General features: G+C 61.4%; 16 protein-coding genes. 3 read left to right on the top strand and 13 right to left on the bottom strand.

Translation table 11 applies throughout. The features are described from left to right. Nucleotides 1-230 precede the first annotated feature (230 nt). From VD17_RS21090 to VD17_RS21065, 6 genes are all read right to left on the bottom strand, one after another. On the bottom strand, nt 231-980 hold the full coding sequence (locus VD17_RS21090; protein WP_008157205.1) for an AraC family transcriptional regulator: 750 nt from the start codon (nt 978-980) through the stop codon (nt 231-233). 74 nt (nt 981-1,054) lie between these two features. Next, nucleotides 1,055-2,311, bottom strand: coding sequence for an NAD(P)/FAD-dependent oxidoreductase (locus tag VD17_RS21085; RefSeq protein WP_046055487.1), 1,257 nt, complete (start codon nt 2,309-2,311; stop codon nt 1,055-1,057). Further along, nucleotides 2,308-2,544, bottom strand: a complete 237-nt coding sequence (locus VD17_RS21080; protein ID WP_008157207.1) for a (2Fe-2S)-binding protein — start codon at nt 2,542-2,544, stop codon at nt 2,308-2,310. Before VD17_RS21080 ends, VD17_RS21085 begins: the two co-directional genes overlap by 4 nt. Next, nucleotides 2,537-3,652, bottom strand: coding sequence for an NAD(P)/FAD-dependent oxidoreductase (locus tag VD17_RS21075; protein ID WP_046055486.1), 1,116 nt, complete (start codon nt 3,650-3,652; stop codon nt 2,537-2,539). The genes VD17_RS21080 and VD17_RS21075 overlap by 8 nt, the downstream gene beginning before the upstream one ends. Beyond that, the gene (locus VD17_RS21070; protein ID WP_046055485.1) at nt 3,649-4,581 is read right to left on the bottom strand and encodes a 4-hydroxyproline epimerase; all 933 of its coding nucleotides are present in this window, start codon (nt 4,579-4,581) and stop codon (nt 3,649-3,651) included. Before VD17_RS21070 ends, VD17_RS21075 begins: the two co-directional genes overlap by 4 nt. A 114-nt stretch (nt 4,582-4,695) precedes the next feature. Beyond that, complete coding sequence (locus tag VD17_RS21065) at nt 4,696-5,367, bottom strand: GntR family transcriptional regulator (protein ID WP_185049412.1); 672 nt, start codon at nt 5,365-5,367, stop codon at nt 4,696-4,698. A gap of 150 nt (nt 5,368-5,517) precedes the next feature. Between VD17_RS21065 and VD17_RS21060 the strand changes: the two genes are divergently transcribed. Next, nucleotides 5,518-6,372: a hypothetical protein gene (locus VD17_RS21060; RefSeq protein ID WP_259674588.1), complete on the top strand. Its 855-nt coding sequence runs from the start codon at nt 5,518-5,520 to the stop codon at nt 6,370-6,372. A 42-nt stretch (nt 6,373-6,414) separates the two neighbouring features. Here the strand turns inward: VD17_RS21060 and VD17_RS21055 are convergent, their stop codons facing one another. Beyond that, nucleotides 6,415-7,158, bottom strand: coding sequence for a hypothetical protein (locus tag VD17_RS21055; protein ID WP_033056569.1), 744 nt, complete (start codon nt 7,156-7,158; stop codon nt 6,415-6,417). A 196-nt stretch (nt 7,159-7,354) separates the two neighbouring features. Further along, nucleotides 7,355-8,845, bottom strand: coding sequence for a M15 family metallopeptidase (locus VD17_RS21050; RefSeq protein WP_080932049.1), 1,491 nt, complete (start codon nt 8,843-8,845; stop codon nt 7,355-7,357). A 136-nt stretch (nt 8,846-8,981) separates the two neighbouring features. On the opposite strand from VD17_RS21050, the gene VD17_RS31770 reads away from it, so the two are divergent. Continuing rightward, nucleotides 8,982-9,143, top strand: a complete 162-nt coding sequence (locus tag VD17_RS31770) for a DUF2986 domain-containing protein (protein WP_080932051.1) — start codon at nt 8,982-8,984, stop codon at nt 9,141-9,143. Between the two features lie 160 nt (nt 9,144-9,303). Here VD17_RS31770 and VD17_RS21040 read toward each other — a convergent pair whose 3' ends face one another. The 4 genes from VD17_RS21040 to VD17_RS21025 all read right to left on the bottom strand — a co-directional run bounded on the left by VD17_RS21040 (nt 9,304) and on the right by VD17_RS21025 (nt 14,963). Then, complete coding sequence (locus tag VD17_RS21040; RefSeq protein WP_046055482.1) at nt 9,304-10,869, bottom strand: amino acid permease; 1,566 nt, start codon at nt 10,867-10,869, stop codon at nt 9,304-9,306. Between the two features lie 154 nt (nt 10,870-11,023). Then, entirely contained in the window at nt 11,024-12,184 is a 1,161-nt protein-coding gene (locus tag VD17_RS21035) for an iron-containing alcohol dehydrogenase (protein WP_046055481.1), read from the bottom strand. A gap of 3 nt (nt 12,185-12,187) precedes the next feature. Then, the gene (locus VD17_RS21030) at nt 12,188-13,579 is read right to left on the bottom strand and encodes an aldehyde dehydrogenase family protein (protein WP_046055480.1); all 1,392 of its coding nucleotides are present in this window, start codon (nt 13,577-13,579) and stop codon (nt 12,188-12,190) included. Nucleotides 13,580-13,589: 10 nt separating this feature from the next. Further along, nucleotides 13,590-14,963 (bottom strand): glutamine synthetase family protein, encoded by a 1,374-nt coding sequence (locus VD17_RS21025; RefSeq protein WP_046055479.1) that lies wholly within the window; start codon nt 14,961-14,963, stop codon nt 13,590-13,592. Between the two features lie 212 nt (nt 14,964-15,175). Between VD17_RS21025 and VD17_RS21020 the strand changes: the two genes are divergently transcribed. Beyond that, nucleotides 15,176-15,493 (top strand): carboxymuconolactone decarboxylase family protein, encoded by a 318-nt coding sequence (locus tag VD17_RS21020; protein WP_008157167.1) that lies wholly within the window; start codon nt 15,176-15,178, stop codon nt 15,491-15,493. Between the two features lie 8 nt (nt 15,494-15,501). Here VD17_RS21020 and VD17_RS21015 read toward each other — a convergent pair whose 3' ends face one another. Further along, the gene (locus VD17_RS21015) at nt 15,502-15,954 is read right to left on the bottom strand and encodes a hypothetical protein (RefSeq protein ID WP_046055478.1); all 453 of its coding nucleotides are present in this window, start codon (nt 15,952-15,954) and stop codon (nt 15,502-15,504) included. Between the last annotated feature and the right edge of the window lie 212 nt (nt 15,955-16,166).

Below are 16,166 nucleotides of genomic sequence, written 5' to 3'. Positions count from 1 at the left end.
GTGCTGTTGGATATCGTATTGTGAATTTCGTATACGATATGTGATTAGCAATGAGCGTGCCTGTTTCCGAACAGAGGCGAGAATTTATCGCCAAGCCTTGAGTTAAACGTCCTGCAAGATTTTAGGAATAGGGCGTAGGAGAAGAACGCCTCGGCGGGCTGTATCAGGTGGTGTTACAGAAGGGAGCAGTGGGAACGCCGGGCGCCCCTTAAAGGAACACTCGCCCGGGTTCAGCGACGGCTTTCGCGATACTGACTCGGTGCCAGACTGGTCAAGGCGCGGAACTGCCGGCTGAAGGCACTGTGGTCGGTGTAACCGCAGCGCAGGGCGATCTCGGTAATGGGCAGGTCGGTGTGCAGCAACAGTCGAGAGCCTTCTTCCAGGCGCGCCTTGTGAATCATCTGCCGTGGGGTGAGCTGGAACACCCGTTTGCAATGGCGCTCCAGTTGCGCCACGGAAAACCCGGCGATCGCGGTCAGTTCGGCAAGGCTGATAGGGCGGGCGAAATGGCTGCGGATATGCGCGTCCACTGCGGCGAGTTTCTGAAAGGCCGGATGGCTCGACTGTGGCGTTTGCAGGTCGCGGGAGATGCCGGCCAGGCCGACGATCTGACCTTGCAGGTCGCGCAGCGCGAGTTTGTGGGTCAGGCACCAAACCGGTTGGTTACCGTAATACAGGTGCAGTTCGAGTTGGTCGGCCAGTTCGCGGCCGGTGGACAGCACCCGCCGATCCTGCTCGGTGTACAGCGGGCCGAAGCGCTCGGGAAAGACCATGTCGGCGGTGCGCCCGAGCAACTCGTCACTGTGTTTGAAGCCGCAGCGCCGGGCCAGGGTCTGGTTGACGAAGGCATAGCGGGCCTCGCTGTCCTTGATGAAAAACACCACGTCCGACAGGGTATCGAGCAGCGCCGCGATCGGCTGCAGACTGCTCAGCAGAGTGGGCAGGTCGCAGGGTTTGAAGGTAGTGAGCGAGGCATACATGGCGCTGGGCGTCTGGAGGCAATGCCCGGGATCATAAAGACTCGGCGACGGACCCGAAAGCCCCGGGCCGGCATTCAGGCCGGCGGGGTGTCGTCCAGGCAGAGCAAGGTCTCGATCCGTGCCGGACTGAACGGCGGCCGTGGTGTCGAAGGTTGCCAGCCGAACAGGTGCTGCAACGCGCCGCCACACACCCGGCCCTGGCACGCGCCCATGCCGCAGCGGCTGGCCAGTTTGGTCTCGCGCCAGTCAGTGTGCCCGGCAAGTAACCCGTAAGGCACGTCTTCGCAACGGCACACCAAGGTGTCGGGTTGTGCCAGCGTCTTGAGTTGCGGATCGAGGGTGAAGGCCTTGTTCAGCGCGTTGGCAAAACCCTGCCAGCGCGCACGGCGCGGCCACAATGCTTGGGCTGAATCAAGTTCACCGACGGCGGCGTGGCCGGCGATGGCGCCTTCGACCAACGCCAGTTCACTGCCACCGAAACCGGTGCATTCACCTGCCGCGTAGTGATCGGCGCGGCGAGTGGCCTGCCAGGCATCGACGGCGATTGCCTGATCTTCAAGTTCGCAGCCGAGGGCCTGGCCGAGTTGGGTATTGGGAATCAGACCGAAGCCACAGGCCAGGCGATCACATTCCAGTTCGACGATTTTTCCTTGCTGTTGCAGGCGCACACCTTCCAGCCGCTCATTGCCCAGAGCGGCCAGTACATAAGTCCCGGTGCGGTAGTGGCGGTCAATCAACGTGAGCGACTGCATCAGCTTGTTGGGCCAGCGTGGCAGTTGCGCGGCGAAACCGGCGACGGCGGGCGCGCGGGCTTGCTCGGCGATGCGCAGTACCCGGGCGCCGTTGTGTTTTGCAGTAGCGGCGCTGGCCAGCAATAACGGTCCGCTGCCGGCAATCACAACGCGTTCGCCCTGCACCCGCAGCCCGCCCTTGATCAATGCCTGGAGGCCACCCGCGCCCGTCACGCCGGGCAGCGTCCAGCCGGGGAAGGGCAGCAGCAACTCGCGGGCGCCGGTGCACAGAATCAGTTTGTCGTAGCCGATCACCCAGCCTCGATCGGCGTCTTCGACCAGCAGTTGTTTCGGCCCGACGCAGGCAATCACCCGAGTGCCGGAGTGGCGACGGATGTTGCTGCACGCCTCCAGCCGATCACGCATCTGACGTGCCGGGTTCGGCAGCTTGGCCTGAGGCCCGTCACGCCAGATTTGCCCGCCCGGCAGCGGGTTGTCATCGAGCAGGACGATGCGCGCACCGCTTGACGCCGCAGCGAGCGCAGCGGCCATTCCGGCAGGCCCGGCACCGATGATCAGCAGGTCGGCGTATTCGCTCATGCTTGAGTCTCCACGTGCATGCCGTCACGGCACAGCGTCTGGCAGGCCAGACGCCGTCGACCATCGATGGTCACCCGGCATTCCTGGCAAATGCCCATGCCGCACAGCGGTGCGCGGCGTTGGCCACTGACCGAGGTGCGCGTGCAGCCATCGCCGCTTAGCGCCAGTGCCGCGGCGACGCTGGTGCCCTCGGCCACCCGCAGGGCACGTCCGTCCAGCATCAATTCAGGCATAAACGGGCTCTCCGAGAAAACGTTGCGGCAGATACGGTTGTGCGGCCAGTGGCGGCGTTTCGTCGAACAGCTGCGCGACCAGCAGGTCGGCGGTGCCGGGGGCGGTCGTCACGCCGAGGCCCTCGTGACCGACCGCCAGCCATAAACCTTTGCGTTGTGGGTGCTGACCCACCAAGGGCAAGCCGTCGGGGCTGGCCGCGCGAAAACCGGTCCAGGCGCGGATGCCATTGAGTTGAGCCAGACCCGGCATGTAGTCGGCGGCACGCCGGAGCATTTTCGCCAGCATCCAGCCCTCGACCTGCGGGTCAGTGGTGCCGAATTGTCGCGACGCGCCGATGAACAGTTGCCCGGTTGGTCGGGGCTGAATGTTGCAAGCCGTCGATGGACCGCTGGCGTTGTGGGCGCTGGTGACGTATCCGAGCTCCACCAAGGTGTGGGTGACTTTGCCGGGGTAGCGGTCGGTGATCAGCAAGTGGCCTTTCTTGGGTTCGATTGGTAATTCCGGGCACAGCTCGTTGGCCTGGATGCCGTTGGCCAGAATCACCGCATCGGCGCTCAGCCACTGGCCGTCGTCGAGTCGCACGCGGTTGCCATCGACCTCGCTGACCCGCGCCCGGCGTTGGCTGATGTTCGGTGTGTCCAGCATCCAATTAGCCGTCGCCGGCGCATACAGAATGCCGTCGCCATTGATCAGTAATCCGCCTTCCAGGCCCTCGCGCAGTTCTGGTTCGCGCTGGTGCAAGGCACTGCGGGAGATCAATTCGCAGGCCACGCCTTGGGCCTGCAAGTTCAGGTATTTGCTGTGGGCGACGGCCATTTCTTCGGCATTGGCCGCCAGCCAGAGGGTGCCGTTGCGGCGGTAGGCGCAGCCGTCGGGCAGGGCCGGCGCCAGTTCGCGCCAGCGTTGCAGGGAATATTGACTGAGGGCCAGTTCGGCCGGGTTGTCGTCGAGGACCAGCAAGTGGCCCATGCCCGCTGCTGTAGCGCCGGGCAGGCCGGCGTCCAGCACCAGCACACGCAAGCCGCGCCCCGCCAACGCCTGGGCACAAGCGGCACCGATGATGCCGGCGCCAATCACGATCACATCGCCCACCCGGCCCTCGTTCACGGGCGAATGCCCCAGGCGAACGGGTCGTCCTGCTCGATGATCAGGCTGGCTTCGGCGCTGATAAAGGCGCGGCCGCGAATGGTCGGCACAATGCGCTCGCCCTGAAGTTCGTAGGAACCCTCGAACTCGCTGCCGATGACACTGGCCTGACGCCAGATCTGCCCCGGCTGCAATGTGTCGTCGGCCGCCAGGCACGCCAGTTTGGCGCTGGTGCCGGTGCCACACGGAGAGCGGTCGTAGGCCTTGCCGGGGCAGAGGACAAAGTTGCGGCTGTCGGCCTGCTCGTCATCGGCGAACAGCTCGACATGGTCGATCAACCCGCCGTCTTCGCCGCGAATACCCTGAGCCTCCAGTGCCTGCTGCACGGCGTAGGTGTAGGCGGTCAGCGCATCGAGGTTATCGCCAGCAACGCGCAGGCCATGGTCGGCAATCAGGAAAAACCAGTTCCCACCCCAGGCAACATCGCCGGTCACTTGACCGATCCCCGGTACCTGCAGTGACAGCGCTTTGCGGTAACGGTAAGCCGGCACGTTGCGCACGCTCACCGAATAGTCTTCGTGCAACGTTGCCTGCACGGTGCCCACCGGGGTTTCGATGCTGTGCACCCCAGGGCCGATCTTGCCCAGATGCGCGAGTGAGGCCACCAGGCCGATGGTGCCATGGCCACACATGCCGAGGTATCCGCTGTTGTTGAAAAAAATCACGCCGGCACAGGCGCTCGGGTCCACCGGCTCACAGAGCAGGGCGCCGACCAGCACGTCACTGCCCCGTGGTTCCAGCACGCAGGCAGCGCGCCATTGATCATGCTGTTCGGCCAGCCGCTGTCGACGTTCGGCCATGCTGCCGCTGCCCAGGTCAGGAAAACCGGAGGTCACCAGGCGGGTCGGTTCGCCGCCGGTGTGGGAGTCGATCACGGTGATGCGTTTCATAAGTTGGCCACGCCCGTTCAGATGAGTGAACAAAAGAGTGGCCTGTACGAGGGCTTGCCGGCTTGATGGTTTTATCCAGTGCCGATGACGAAATCGGCACAGTGTGGCGAGGGGTCAGTGGCTGTGAGGCAGGTGCTCGAACAGGGTCTTGCAGACGCCGGCAATGTGCTCGTCGAGCAACTTCACCGCCAGGTCCACGTCACCGGCGCGGCAGGCCGCAAGGATTTCCCGGTGTTCGTGATCGGCGCGTTCCTTGCCGGCCGACAGGCTCATTTGCATGCGCAGGTAGCGCTCCAGCTTGTCGTTGACCGAGCGGATCAGGCCGACCAGAAACGGTCGTTGCGCCGGTTCGTAGAGGCAAGCGTGCAGTTCCCAGTTGAGTTCGGCCCAGCGACCCACGTCATCTTCGCCGATGAACTCCTGGCAGATGCGTTCGGCACGGGCGAAGGTTTCTTCGGTCATGTTGGGAATGGCCAGGCGCAGCACCTTGTCTTCGAGCAGCATGCGCACTTCGAACATCTGCGCCAGTTCCGCATCGGAAACCCGGGTGACCATCGCCCCGCGATTGCGCTGGAACATCACCAGTCCTTCGGCCTCCAGGCGCTTGAGGGCTTCGCGCACTGGAATCTTGCTGACGTTGAACTGGCGGGCGATATCGTCCTGGCGAATCGGCTCGTCCTCGGCGAAATGCCCGGCGACGATGGCGTCACGCAGATGACGGGTGATGATTTCCGACGTCGAAGGCGAATTGCCAAGGTCGGGAGCGTTGAGTTTTGTCAGGGCCACGGTCGTGATCGTTAGGATTGAATTGCAGATATGGTATACGAATTTGCACTGAGTGTTCCTTTGGCAATGGCCAGGAATTCCAGCCGCTGCAATATCTTCCCGATCCGATTGCAACTGCTACGCTACGTTCTGGCAGCGCTCGAGTCGTTCATGGCCATCGAGGTGGCGGGCGACAGGCGGCAACCTGCAAGGAGGCAGGCAGTTGTGACCAAGCACAGTGGTAACTCGAGTGCGGACATCGTTCCCGAGCCTCTCGCTCGGGAAGAGGTGGAGCGGGTGCTCGCGCAGTTATTGGCCAGCCCGTTGTTCGCCAAGTCACGGCGGATGGGCAGCCTGCTGCGCTTTCTGGTCGAGTACGACCTTCAGTTTTCGGACATCCCCCTTACCGAGCACGCCATCGGCATCGCGGTGTTTCGCCGTGATCCGGCGGTCTATAGCACCGGCGATGATCCGGTGGTGCGGGTTCAGGTAGGCCGGTTGCGGCGCAAGCTCGCCAGTCATTACGCCACGTTTGGCCAGCAGGATCCGGTGCGCCTGAGCCTGCCGGCCGGTTGTTATCGGCTGGCGTACCAGCGACTCAGACTCAAAGGCATCGCCATTCGCCATCCTGTCCTGCAGCTCCAGCCGTTTACCTGCATCACCCATGATGGCGATGACTTTACCCAGGGCTTGTGCGAAGAGTTGAGTTGCAGGCTGTTCGAGTCGTTCGAACAGATGCAAACACCTGCAAACCATGTGTTGATGAAGGTGCCACGAAGCAGCGTAAAAGCACCAGACCTGGAGCGGGCCAGGCGCGGCAGCTATTCGCTGGAGGGCAGCGTGCGGGTGGAGCCGGCCCGCGTCCGGACCTCGGTACGCTTGATTGATGTCGCTCAGGGCCGCATTCGCTGGTCAGAGCAGTTCGATCGCAATCAACCCTATGGCATCGCCACTCAGGAAGATCTGGCCGAATCCATCTGCCGGTCGTTGACGGGTTATTTCGCCCGGGGTGGCAGTGACGATTGATGAACAGAGGGGCAACCACAAGGTTGCCCCTGGAGGCTGACGTTACACGACAGTCCAGCTACCGCCAGAGTAGAGGCGGGTCGCACTGTTATCGAAGGTCAGGTCGATTTCGATGGATTGCGAGCGTGAGGTGCTGAACATGGTGCTGGTCTGCACGTTCTGTTCGAACCACACCAGAATGGTCTCGACGGGGGTTAGCACGGTCTGGCCGGTGACGACTTGTGCCGAGGCCACGTAGATGGGCGTGCTGATCTGCTTGCCATCGATGCCCGTGGACAATTGGCTGAGGCCGGGGTGAATCGCACCGTAGTTGTTCACCAGGGTGATGGAGGTGTCGGGGCCACCGCTCGTCGCCGAACCCAACAGGCCGGCATTGTCGAGTATCGACTGTTGGCCCAGCCCGATATTGACGAGGTTGGTCGACACATCAACCTGCACGTTGGCCTGGAAAGAGTTGGCGCCGAATAACTGATACTGGGGCGTCCAGCTGAACGTGCTGTTGCTCAGATACTGAACATAGGACTGCCAGACCACGTTGTAGGCTTCATTGCCGACCTTTTTGGCGAAGCACAGCTTGTAGCCTGATTGTTTGAGCAGGGTCAGATCAGCGGCGGCGATCTGGATCTTGACCGACTTTTGGGTGGCCGCCAGGGTCGACGTCAGCACCTTGCTGTAGTCGGTGGTTTTCAGGGCCGTTGGGGCGACGCTCTGGAACGACTTGAACGCCTCTTGCACGTCTTTGTGCAGTTGCTGGCTTTGTTTGCTGACTGCGTTTGACTGACTCATGGTTTCCCTCTTCCTTGGTTGAGTGTTGGGCAATCAATGGGCAGCGGGCTTCTGATGGGTCACGACCCTGTAAGCACATTGACGGCTTCACGATAGGCGGGTCGCGCAGTGCGGCAAAGTGTCTTGGCGTTACAGTCAGGAGGGTCATTGGCGCCGGTGCGGATCAGGAAGTAACAGCCTGCGTAACGGTGTTGTATCAACGTTCGGGGAGGTTCCAGCTTTCGCGGATTTGCTCATATTCCGCCTCGGGCATTTGAACCAGCAGCGGGGACTGGCGAGGATCCAGCCAATGGAACAAGCGAGAAATATCCGCTTGATCCATGGCGGTGCAGCCCAGCGTCGGGGAGGTGGGCCCACGCCAGATGTGGAAGAAAATGCACGAACCCCAGGCGGGGGACGCCGGCGTATTGTGCTTGATGAAAATGCCTTTTCGATACATATCGTCATCGCGACGCATACGTTCGGAGCTGTTCCAGTCTTTCGAAACAGTCGCTCCATTGACCAGCTCGTTATAGCGGGCGGAGTGGCTGTCATCCACGCATTCGATGGTCGGGGTCAGCGCCAGGTAAGGCAGTCGGGTGTCGGCCGTGCTGTCGTAGCCAAACGCCGTTCCCAGTTTGAATACCCCGGCTGGCGCTTTTCCATCGCCTTCACGTTTGATCGGACCTTCGCGTTGCTCAACGCTGCCAAGACCCTTGCCCCACGCCAGCCCGCTCTTGCCGACCACCACCGGAAACGGCGATTCGTATTTTCGAAAGGTGTTGCCCTGCCGTTCATAGCGCTGGGCTGTGCCCTGGATGTCAGTCCAGTTTTTTGTGGTGACCACAATCAGCTGATTGGCGGTGTCGAGAACATCGCGTGTCCCCAGCGGCGTGATGGGGAAGTCCATGACGTTCTTCGGCGATCCTTCGCCGTTGTAGGTGAAGTGCCACCATTCCTTCGAGTACCCGGTAAACCCTTCTTTTTCCATCGCCCTGCTGAGCTTCTGGCGATTGTCCCTGGCGGCAGCGCTGATCGTCGGGTTGTCGGTATGCGCTCGCTCATCGAAGCAATCGAAACCGGTGCCCATGTCGAGTGCGCCGTCGCGCCAACGCTGGCCATAGGCGGCCGTGCAATCGACTTGCCCGGCTGAAGGTGTCCAGGTATCGGCGGGCAGGGCATCCGGGCCGGTCAGTGTCAGATCCACGGTTGAGCCTTTGGAGTGGCCCGACACCCGGGCCACGTAACCCAGGCGCCAGAAGTCCTGCTTGTCCACGCGCGGATAGAACTCGGCCTTGCGTGGGTCACCTGGCACCAAAGCGAAACGCCCCATATCGGCAACGGCACGGCTCGGTCGGTAACAGTCAAACACCTTCAAACCGTAACCCTGCGCACGCAAGGCCGTTTGTACCCGAGCGAGGGCCTTGGCGGCGTCCCGCGATAACAGGCACTCCCCAGCGTCGTACCCGTCGAGTGGGTGCCCGGTGAAGTTGTGAGCGCTGGCATAGCGAATGTCTTGCTCGATGCCCGGATCAATCGTACGCAGATAAACCATGTTCTCGGGGCGTGTCTCTGCAGCGGCCATGCCGGGCGCGACAATGCTCAGGCACAAGGCCAATCGCAACCAGGTCCGCGCGAGCAGGCTGCGCGAACGAAGCGAAAACAGTGTTGAGGAGGGCAGAGGCTGGAGGGTGCAGAGAGGGGGCATGCGAGGCTCCAAAGAGGCCGATTCTCAAGCCGCTGACAGTAACAACGCACCACCTGCGGCACTAGGGCCACTTCTACTTTTTTGCGCAAACCGCAAGCTGATATCATTCAAGACTTACAAGCCGGGTAGAAAAAATATGAATCGTCGTAAAAAAATACAGCAGTTATTAAAGGCTCACGCCAAAAAGGCCAGTGCCAAACTGGCACCGGCAAGCAAGTCTAAATACATCAGTAAAGCTGACCGATTGAAGCTGGCTGCTGAGTCCGGCGACGACTCAATCATGTCCTCTGAGAGCTGATCGATGTAGCATGAGTGTTGCCTTAAAAGATCGCAGCCTTCGGCAGCTCCTACAGGGGCGTGTAAACCTCTAGGAGCTGCCGAAGGCTGCGATCTTTTGGGGCCGCTGCGCAGCCCAGAGGGAGCAAGCTCCCTCGCCACAGGTTATTCATCTGTAGCGATCAGCTTCCAGCCCGTTTATTCAACGCCTCTTCAGCCGCGGCAATTTCAGCCTGACGCTTGACGATCATGTCGCCAATCGGCGGACCCTGGAAGCGACGGGCTTCAAAACCGAACCAGACGATGGCCGTCAGCACCAGAAAGCCGATGGTGATGTACAGCGCCCAATCGTTCGGTGGCTGGATGCCGATGACGAAAATAATCACCATCGACAGGACCGAGAGCAGGGCAAACACGGTGTACCAGAAACGCCCCATGTTCCACGGCCCCATGGTTGGCCACTTCGAGGTCCCGTAGGTAAACAGGCCCAGCACGATGGGAATGACGAAGGAGAAGAACAGGAAGATCACTGTGCAGGACACCACGATGGTGTAGACCGGCGTTGCACCGACGGATATCACCGACGATCCCCAGTCAAACAATACCGCGAGGGTGGCACCGGTCCAGATCGCCGCCACCGGGCTACGGAATGTCGGCGAGACCGAGGCCAGCGCTTTCGAGCAGGGCAAGCCGCCATCCCGGGAGAAGGCGAAGATCATGCGTGAAACCGAGGTCACCGTCGCCAGCCCACAGAGGACCTGCGAAATGAATATCGCCACGTACAGTGCGAGCTTCAACGTTGGGTTGACTTGTGTGTTCATGGCCCAGAAAAACACGTTCCAGCCTTGCTTGGCCGCGTCATCCATGTTCGGCAGCATCAATACGAATGCGCTGAGCATCACCCAGCCGAACAGCAGCGACCAGACCACCGACATGACCATGCCGCGTGGCACCGACATGGCGGCATTTCGGGTCTCTTCCGAGGTATGCGCGGAGGCGTCATAGCCGGTGATGGTGTAGATCGGCAAGAGCAGGCCGAGCATGAAAATCCAGCCGTTCGACACCTGAGGCCAAACGCTGCCGCCAGCCTCGCCGGAATAGTTGCTGAAGGTCCATAACCGGGCGAACTCATAGCTGGGTGCAGAGATCAGGCAGACGATGGTCAGCGCGAGCGCCGTGGCGAAGATCAGATACCCCGAGAAATCGGTGAGCTTCGCGGTCAGGCCGATACCCAGGTGGTTACACAAGGCCTGGAGGCCGGTCAGGATCGCCAGGAAAATCACCCTCACCGTGGTGGTGTCCTCCATGCCCAGGGCCGGTCCGAAGGCGCCGAAAAAGAAGTAATAGGTGCCGACGTTGATCGCACCGAGCACGGTGACCAGCCCGAGCAAGTTGAACCACGCGGTCAGCCATCCGGTGAAGCGGTTACCGAGAATCGACCCCCAGTGATAGAGGCCGCCAGCGGTGGGGTAGGCCGAGGAAATCTGCGCCATGGCCATGGCGAACACCCCGGAGATCAGGCAACCGATCGGCCAGCCGATGCCGATTGACGCACCGCCCGCACCCGAGGTGCCCTGAGCGAGTGAGTTGATACCACCCGAGAGGATGCAGATGATCGAAAAGGAAATGGCAAAGTTGGAGAAAACGCCCATGCGTCGCGAGAGCTGCTGGGCATAGCCCATGCTGTGCAGCACCTTGACGTCATCGTCTTGCGGCGCGCTCGTGCCGGGCTGGCTTGCTGGCTTCATGTTGTGTGCCCCTCAGGTTTTGATACGCATCCATCCGGGTTTTACGTGACCGGATGGGCTGGCCTTCAACCCCTTGTCGTACTGCTCCTGTTTCTTGCGGATAAACCCCGTCCATGCTGCGCGTTCGCACTTTGGCCATGGACAGACAACTGCTCTATAGACGGCCGTGGTACGCCGCTTCGAAAATTTCTGCCGCGCCATTTCGGGTCAGTGGCAGCGGGTTGCCGCTGGCGCAAGGGTCGACAATCGCCATGTCCGCGATCAAGTCGGCCTGCCGATCATCCACCCCCAGCTCAACCAGCGTATGGGGCACGCCGATGTCCTTGCGCAACTTGAGGACGAAGGCCAGAAAACTGTCAAAGCCGGGCGAGGGCAGACGCAGATAAGCCGCGAGGCGCGTGATGCGTTCCTCGATGGCCGGGCGATTGAATTTCAGGACATAGGGCATGAACGTGGCGTTGGTCATGCCGTGATGGGTGTCGTACAGGGCGCCCACCGGATGTGAGAGGGCGTGCATCCCGCCCAGACCTTTCTGGAAAGCGGTAGCGCCCATCGCAGCAGCCGCGAGCATTTCCGCGCGCGCCTCCAGGTCCGAGGGCGTGTGTACGGCCCGCACCAGGGCATTGGCGACCAGGCGCATGCCTTCCACCGCAATCCCTTCGGCCATGGGGTGAAAACCGGGGGCGCAATAGGATTCCAGACAATGCGCAAACGCATCCATGCCGGTGCCGGCGGTGACCTTGGCCGGCATGCCGACGGTGAGGGCCGGGTCGCTGATGACCACGCGCGGCATCATCTTCGGGTGGAAGATGATGCGTTTGGTGTGCGTACGCTCATCGATGATCACCGCCGCACGGCCCACCTCGGAGCCGGTGCCTGCCGTGGTCGGCACCGCAATGATCGGGGCGATGCTACCTTCGTCGGCGCGGGTCCAGTAGTCGCCGATGTCTTCGAAGTCCCACACCGGGCGGGTTTGGCCGCTCATGAACGCGATGAGCTTGCCCATGTCCAGGCCGCTGCCACCGCCGAAGGCGACCACGCCATCGTGTTTACCGGCGCGCCAGGCGTCGAGCCCGCCCGCCAGATTGGCTTCGACCGGGTTGGGTTTAAGGTCGCAAAACAGTGCGACGCCAAGGCCGGCGGCGCGCAAGGCGTCCACTGCTGCGATGGTGATCGGGGCACGCGCCAGGCCACTGTCGGTGACCAGCAACGGTCGCTGGATCCCTTGACTGCGGCAGATCTCGGCGAGCTCAGCGATGCGGCCGACACCGAAGCGGATGCTTGTGGGGTAATTCCAGTTCGCGGTCAGGCTCATGGCTCAGATCTCGTGGCGCAAATGGAAGGATTTCGCGCGGGTCAGATTTTCATAACCCAGGCGCGACAGCGTGACGCCGCGCCCGCTGTTCTTCACACCGGTCCAGGCCAGGGCCGGGTCCAGGTAATCGCAGCGGTTCATGAACACGGTGCCGGTGTCGATCTCGTTGCCCAGGCGCTCGGCGGCGGCAAGGTCTTGCGTCCAGATGGAAGCGCTGAGCCCGAACTCACTGTCGTTCATCAAGGCGATGGCTTCGTCGTCGCTGGCCACCGGCATGATGCCGACCACGGGACCAAAGCTTTCCTCGCGCATCACCGACATTTGATGGGTGACGTCGACTAGTACTTGCGGCGCGAGGTAGGCGCTGCCCGGCGCGTCGGCAGGAAATTCCTTTGGATCGATCAGCGCCCGAGCACCTTGGGTCAGCGCATCGGCGATCTGTCCGCGAACGAACTCAGCGGCACTCGGGGCGACCAGCGGGCCGAGCGTGGTGGCTTCGTCCAGCGGGTTGCCCAGCACGTATTGGCGAGTCAGCGCTACGAAGCGTTCGACAAACGCCGGGTAGATTTTTTCATCGACATAAATACGCTCGACCGCGCAGCAGCTTTGCCCGGAGTTGAAGAAGCTGCCGTCCACCAGGTTTTCCACCGCGTGTTCGAGGTTGGCGTCTGCCCGTACGTAGGCCGGGTCTTTGCCACCGAGCTCCAGGCCCACGCCAAGGAAGCCTCCGACGGCAGCGTGTTCCATGGATTTGCCGGCTTCGACCGAGCCGGTGAAGTTCACTTGCTGCACGCGTCCAGAGGCAATGATCGCTCCGGTATAAACGTGACTGAGCAGCAGGTTCTGGAACAGCCCTTCGGGCAGATGGGCGCGACGAAACGCCTCGGCGAACCGTTCACCCACCAGCAGCGTTTGCGACGCGTGTTTGAGGATGACGCTGTTGCCGGCCATCAGTGCCGGGATAATCGTATTCACCGCGGTCAGGTAGGGGTAATTCCAGGGCGCGACGACCAATACCGTACCCAGCGGCTCGCGTTTGATACAGCGTCGAAAACCCGCAACCGGAGTGGGTTCAAGCGCTGCCAACGCTTCAGGCGCAATGGCGATCATGTGGCGGGCACGCTCTTCGAACCCGCGCAGTTCGCCAGCGCCAAAACGCACCGGGCGGCCCATCTGCCAGGCCAATTCCGGCACGATGTCAGCCTTCATGGCCAGCATCGCGTCCACCGCGGCGCTGCAGAAGGCGGCGCGTTCGCTCAGTGGCCGGCGTTTCCATTGCGCCTGGGCCGCTTCGGCCGCTGCCAGAGCCTGGTCGATTTGCGCTGCATCGGCGCAGCGACGTTCGGCATAGACCCGGCCATCGACCGGGGAGATGAGTTGAATCGTTGACGTCATGATGGCGGTCTCAATAGCGCTCAAACCCGCGCTGCAGTTCCCAGTCGGTGATCCGCCGGTCGTACTCTTTCTGCTCCCATTCGGCGGTGTGCACGTAGTGGTCGATCACTTCATCGCCGAACGCTTCGCGCAACATGGTCGAGCCCTGGAGTGCGGCGCAGGCTTCGCGCAGGGTCTTCGAGACTTCAGGCAAGTGTTCGTCGACGTAGGCATCGCCCTCAAAGGGCGGCGCGAGGCTGAGCTTCTCGTCGATGCCGGCCAGTCCTGCCGCGATCAAGGCGGCGAAGGCCAGATAGGGGTTGAGGTCGGCGCCGCCAATGCGGCATTCGATGCGAATGGATTTGCTGCCTTCTGCGCACAAACGAAAGCCCGCGGTGCGATTGTCCCGACTCCATACCGCCCGTGTCGGGGCAAAGGTGCCGGCCTGAAAGCGCTTGTACGAATTGATGTAAGGCGCGAGAAAACAGGTGATGTCGTTGGCATATTTAAGCTGCCCGGCCACCCAGGAGCGCATCAGTTTCGACATGCCGAACTCGGCCTTGGTGTCGAAGAACAGCGGCTTTTTACCGTTCTTGTCCCACAGCGAATTGTGAATGTGGCTGCTGGAACCGGCGGCGTCATAACGCCACTTGGCCATGAACGTGATCGCCTTGCCCTGCAGTTGCGCGATCTCTTTGCAGGCGTGCTTGATGATGACGTGGTGGTCGGCCATGGTCAGTGCATCGGCGTAACGGATGTTGATTTCTTCCTGGCCCGGCCCCCATTCACCCTTGGAGTTTTCCACGGGAATGCCGCTGGCCTGCAGATGCTTGCGAATCGCCCGCAGCACCGGTTCTTCGCGGGTGGTCTGCAGGATGTTGTAGTCCTCGATGTAGTGACCGGCCGTTTTCGGCTTGTGGTAGTTGCGCTCGTGGATCGCCTCGTAGCTCTCGTCGAACAGATAGAACTCCAGTTCCGAGGCGAACATCCCGGTGTAACCGCGTTCGCGCAGTCGCTCGACCTGCTTTTTCAGGATCGCCCGGGGGCTGTGCGGCAGGTCGCGTCGATGGTGATGATCGAGCACATCGCAGAGCACCAGCGCCGTGCATTCGAGCCAGGGCACCCGGCGCAAGGTGGACATGTCGGGCTTGAGCACAAAGTCGCCATAGCCTTTGCTCCAGCTGGCCGCGGCGTAACCCGGCACCGGCTCCATGTCGATGTCGTCGGCCAGCAGGTAATTGCAGCAGTGGGTTTCTTCATGGCCGCTGTCGATGAAAAACTCGACCTGGAATCGCTTGCCGACCAGTCGGCCTTGCATGTCGACCATGCAAACAAGAACGGTATCGATTTCGCCGGAGGCGGCAGCACGCTTGAGTTGATCAAAACTGAGGAGGGGCTCGGTCATCACGTAGTCCTGCGTGAATTGTTTGGGCCTGTCTGAAATAGCTGTTGCAGACGCTCTCCAGAACAAACCAAAACCTGCAGACGCGAGCATCGTGTGCAATAAGCTGCTGTAAGCGTAGCCTACTGTTGCAGTGTGCAAGTTTCGGAAATCGCAGCCTGATGACTCGGGCGCCAAGGCGAGAACTGATCGCCCTCCAGCGTGAGGAAACCAACATGACAAAGAAGAAAGCGCACAACACTTACCAGCGTCTCGAACAGCAGTACCCGGATTACTTGGCTGCCGTTGAGGCCTTGGGTACGGCGGTGCGTCATACCGGCCCACTGGAAGAGATCGTTGTGCAGTTGATCCAGCTCGGTGCCGCCGCGGCCATCCGCTCTGAGGGCGCAGTGCACAGTCATACCCGACGGGCACTGGAAGCGGGCGCTACGCCAGAGCAGATCCGTCACACGCTGATCTCACTGACCAGCACGATCGGTTTTCCCACCGTTGTTGCGGCCATCAGTTGGGCGGACGATGTGATTGAGACGTGAAAGAGAGGCTATTTCCCTGAGCCTTTCTGCCTGATGTCTCCGCAAAAGATATCGACGTTGCCACTGTCCGGTGCACTTCGCACGACGATGGAGTACTCACCGGAAAGCAGGACCGGCATTGCGACAGGCGCGCTTCTTGAGAAAGCCCAGCCGCGTATGGCCTGGCGTTCGGTGGTGACATGATCATTCATGGCGTAAGCGACTGGCCCGGGTTGCTGGCAGCTGCCTTTATTGATGAAGGTGAAGAGGCGTAAGGGCAGAGACGATCCGCTTGGAGCACCACTGATGAAGAAACTGAACCCGGTTTCTTTGCCCCAGTCGGCCAACGTTACATTGCCGATCTGACCGGCGTTCTGCCGGGTGGCAACCAAAGGAACGCTCACTCCATGGCTGGATGAAGTGGTGCAGCCGAAAAGGCTTGCGGTGACCATTAGAGCTGCAAGTGAGTGACTGCGCTTCATTGCCAACCTCCTGCTGAAGAACTGCAATGGGAGATTAGCGGGTATAGCTCATTAATCGCCTCCTTGGTGTTGCCTGTTTGAAATTTCCGGTACCGGGCTCAGGAGCAGGTGACTTGTCAGCGGCTCGAAACCTTCCATTCGGGCGGAATGCCGTTCACTTAAGGTCGGGGTACATATCCGTTTCTGCGGTAACGGCGGCTTAGGGTTCCGCC

The sequence above is a fragment of the Pseudomonas fluorescens genome, assembly GCF_000968015.1.
GTDB lineage: Bacteria > Pseudomonadota > Gammaproteobacteria > Pseudomonadales > Pseudomonadaceae > Aquipseudomonas > Aquipseudomonas fluorescens_W.
This window is presented reverse-complemented; position numbering and strand designations above follow the sequence as displayed.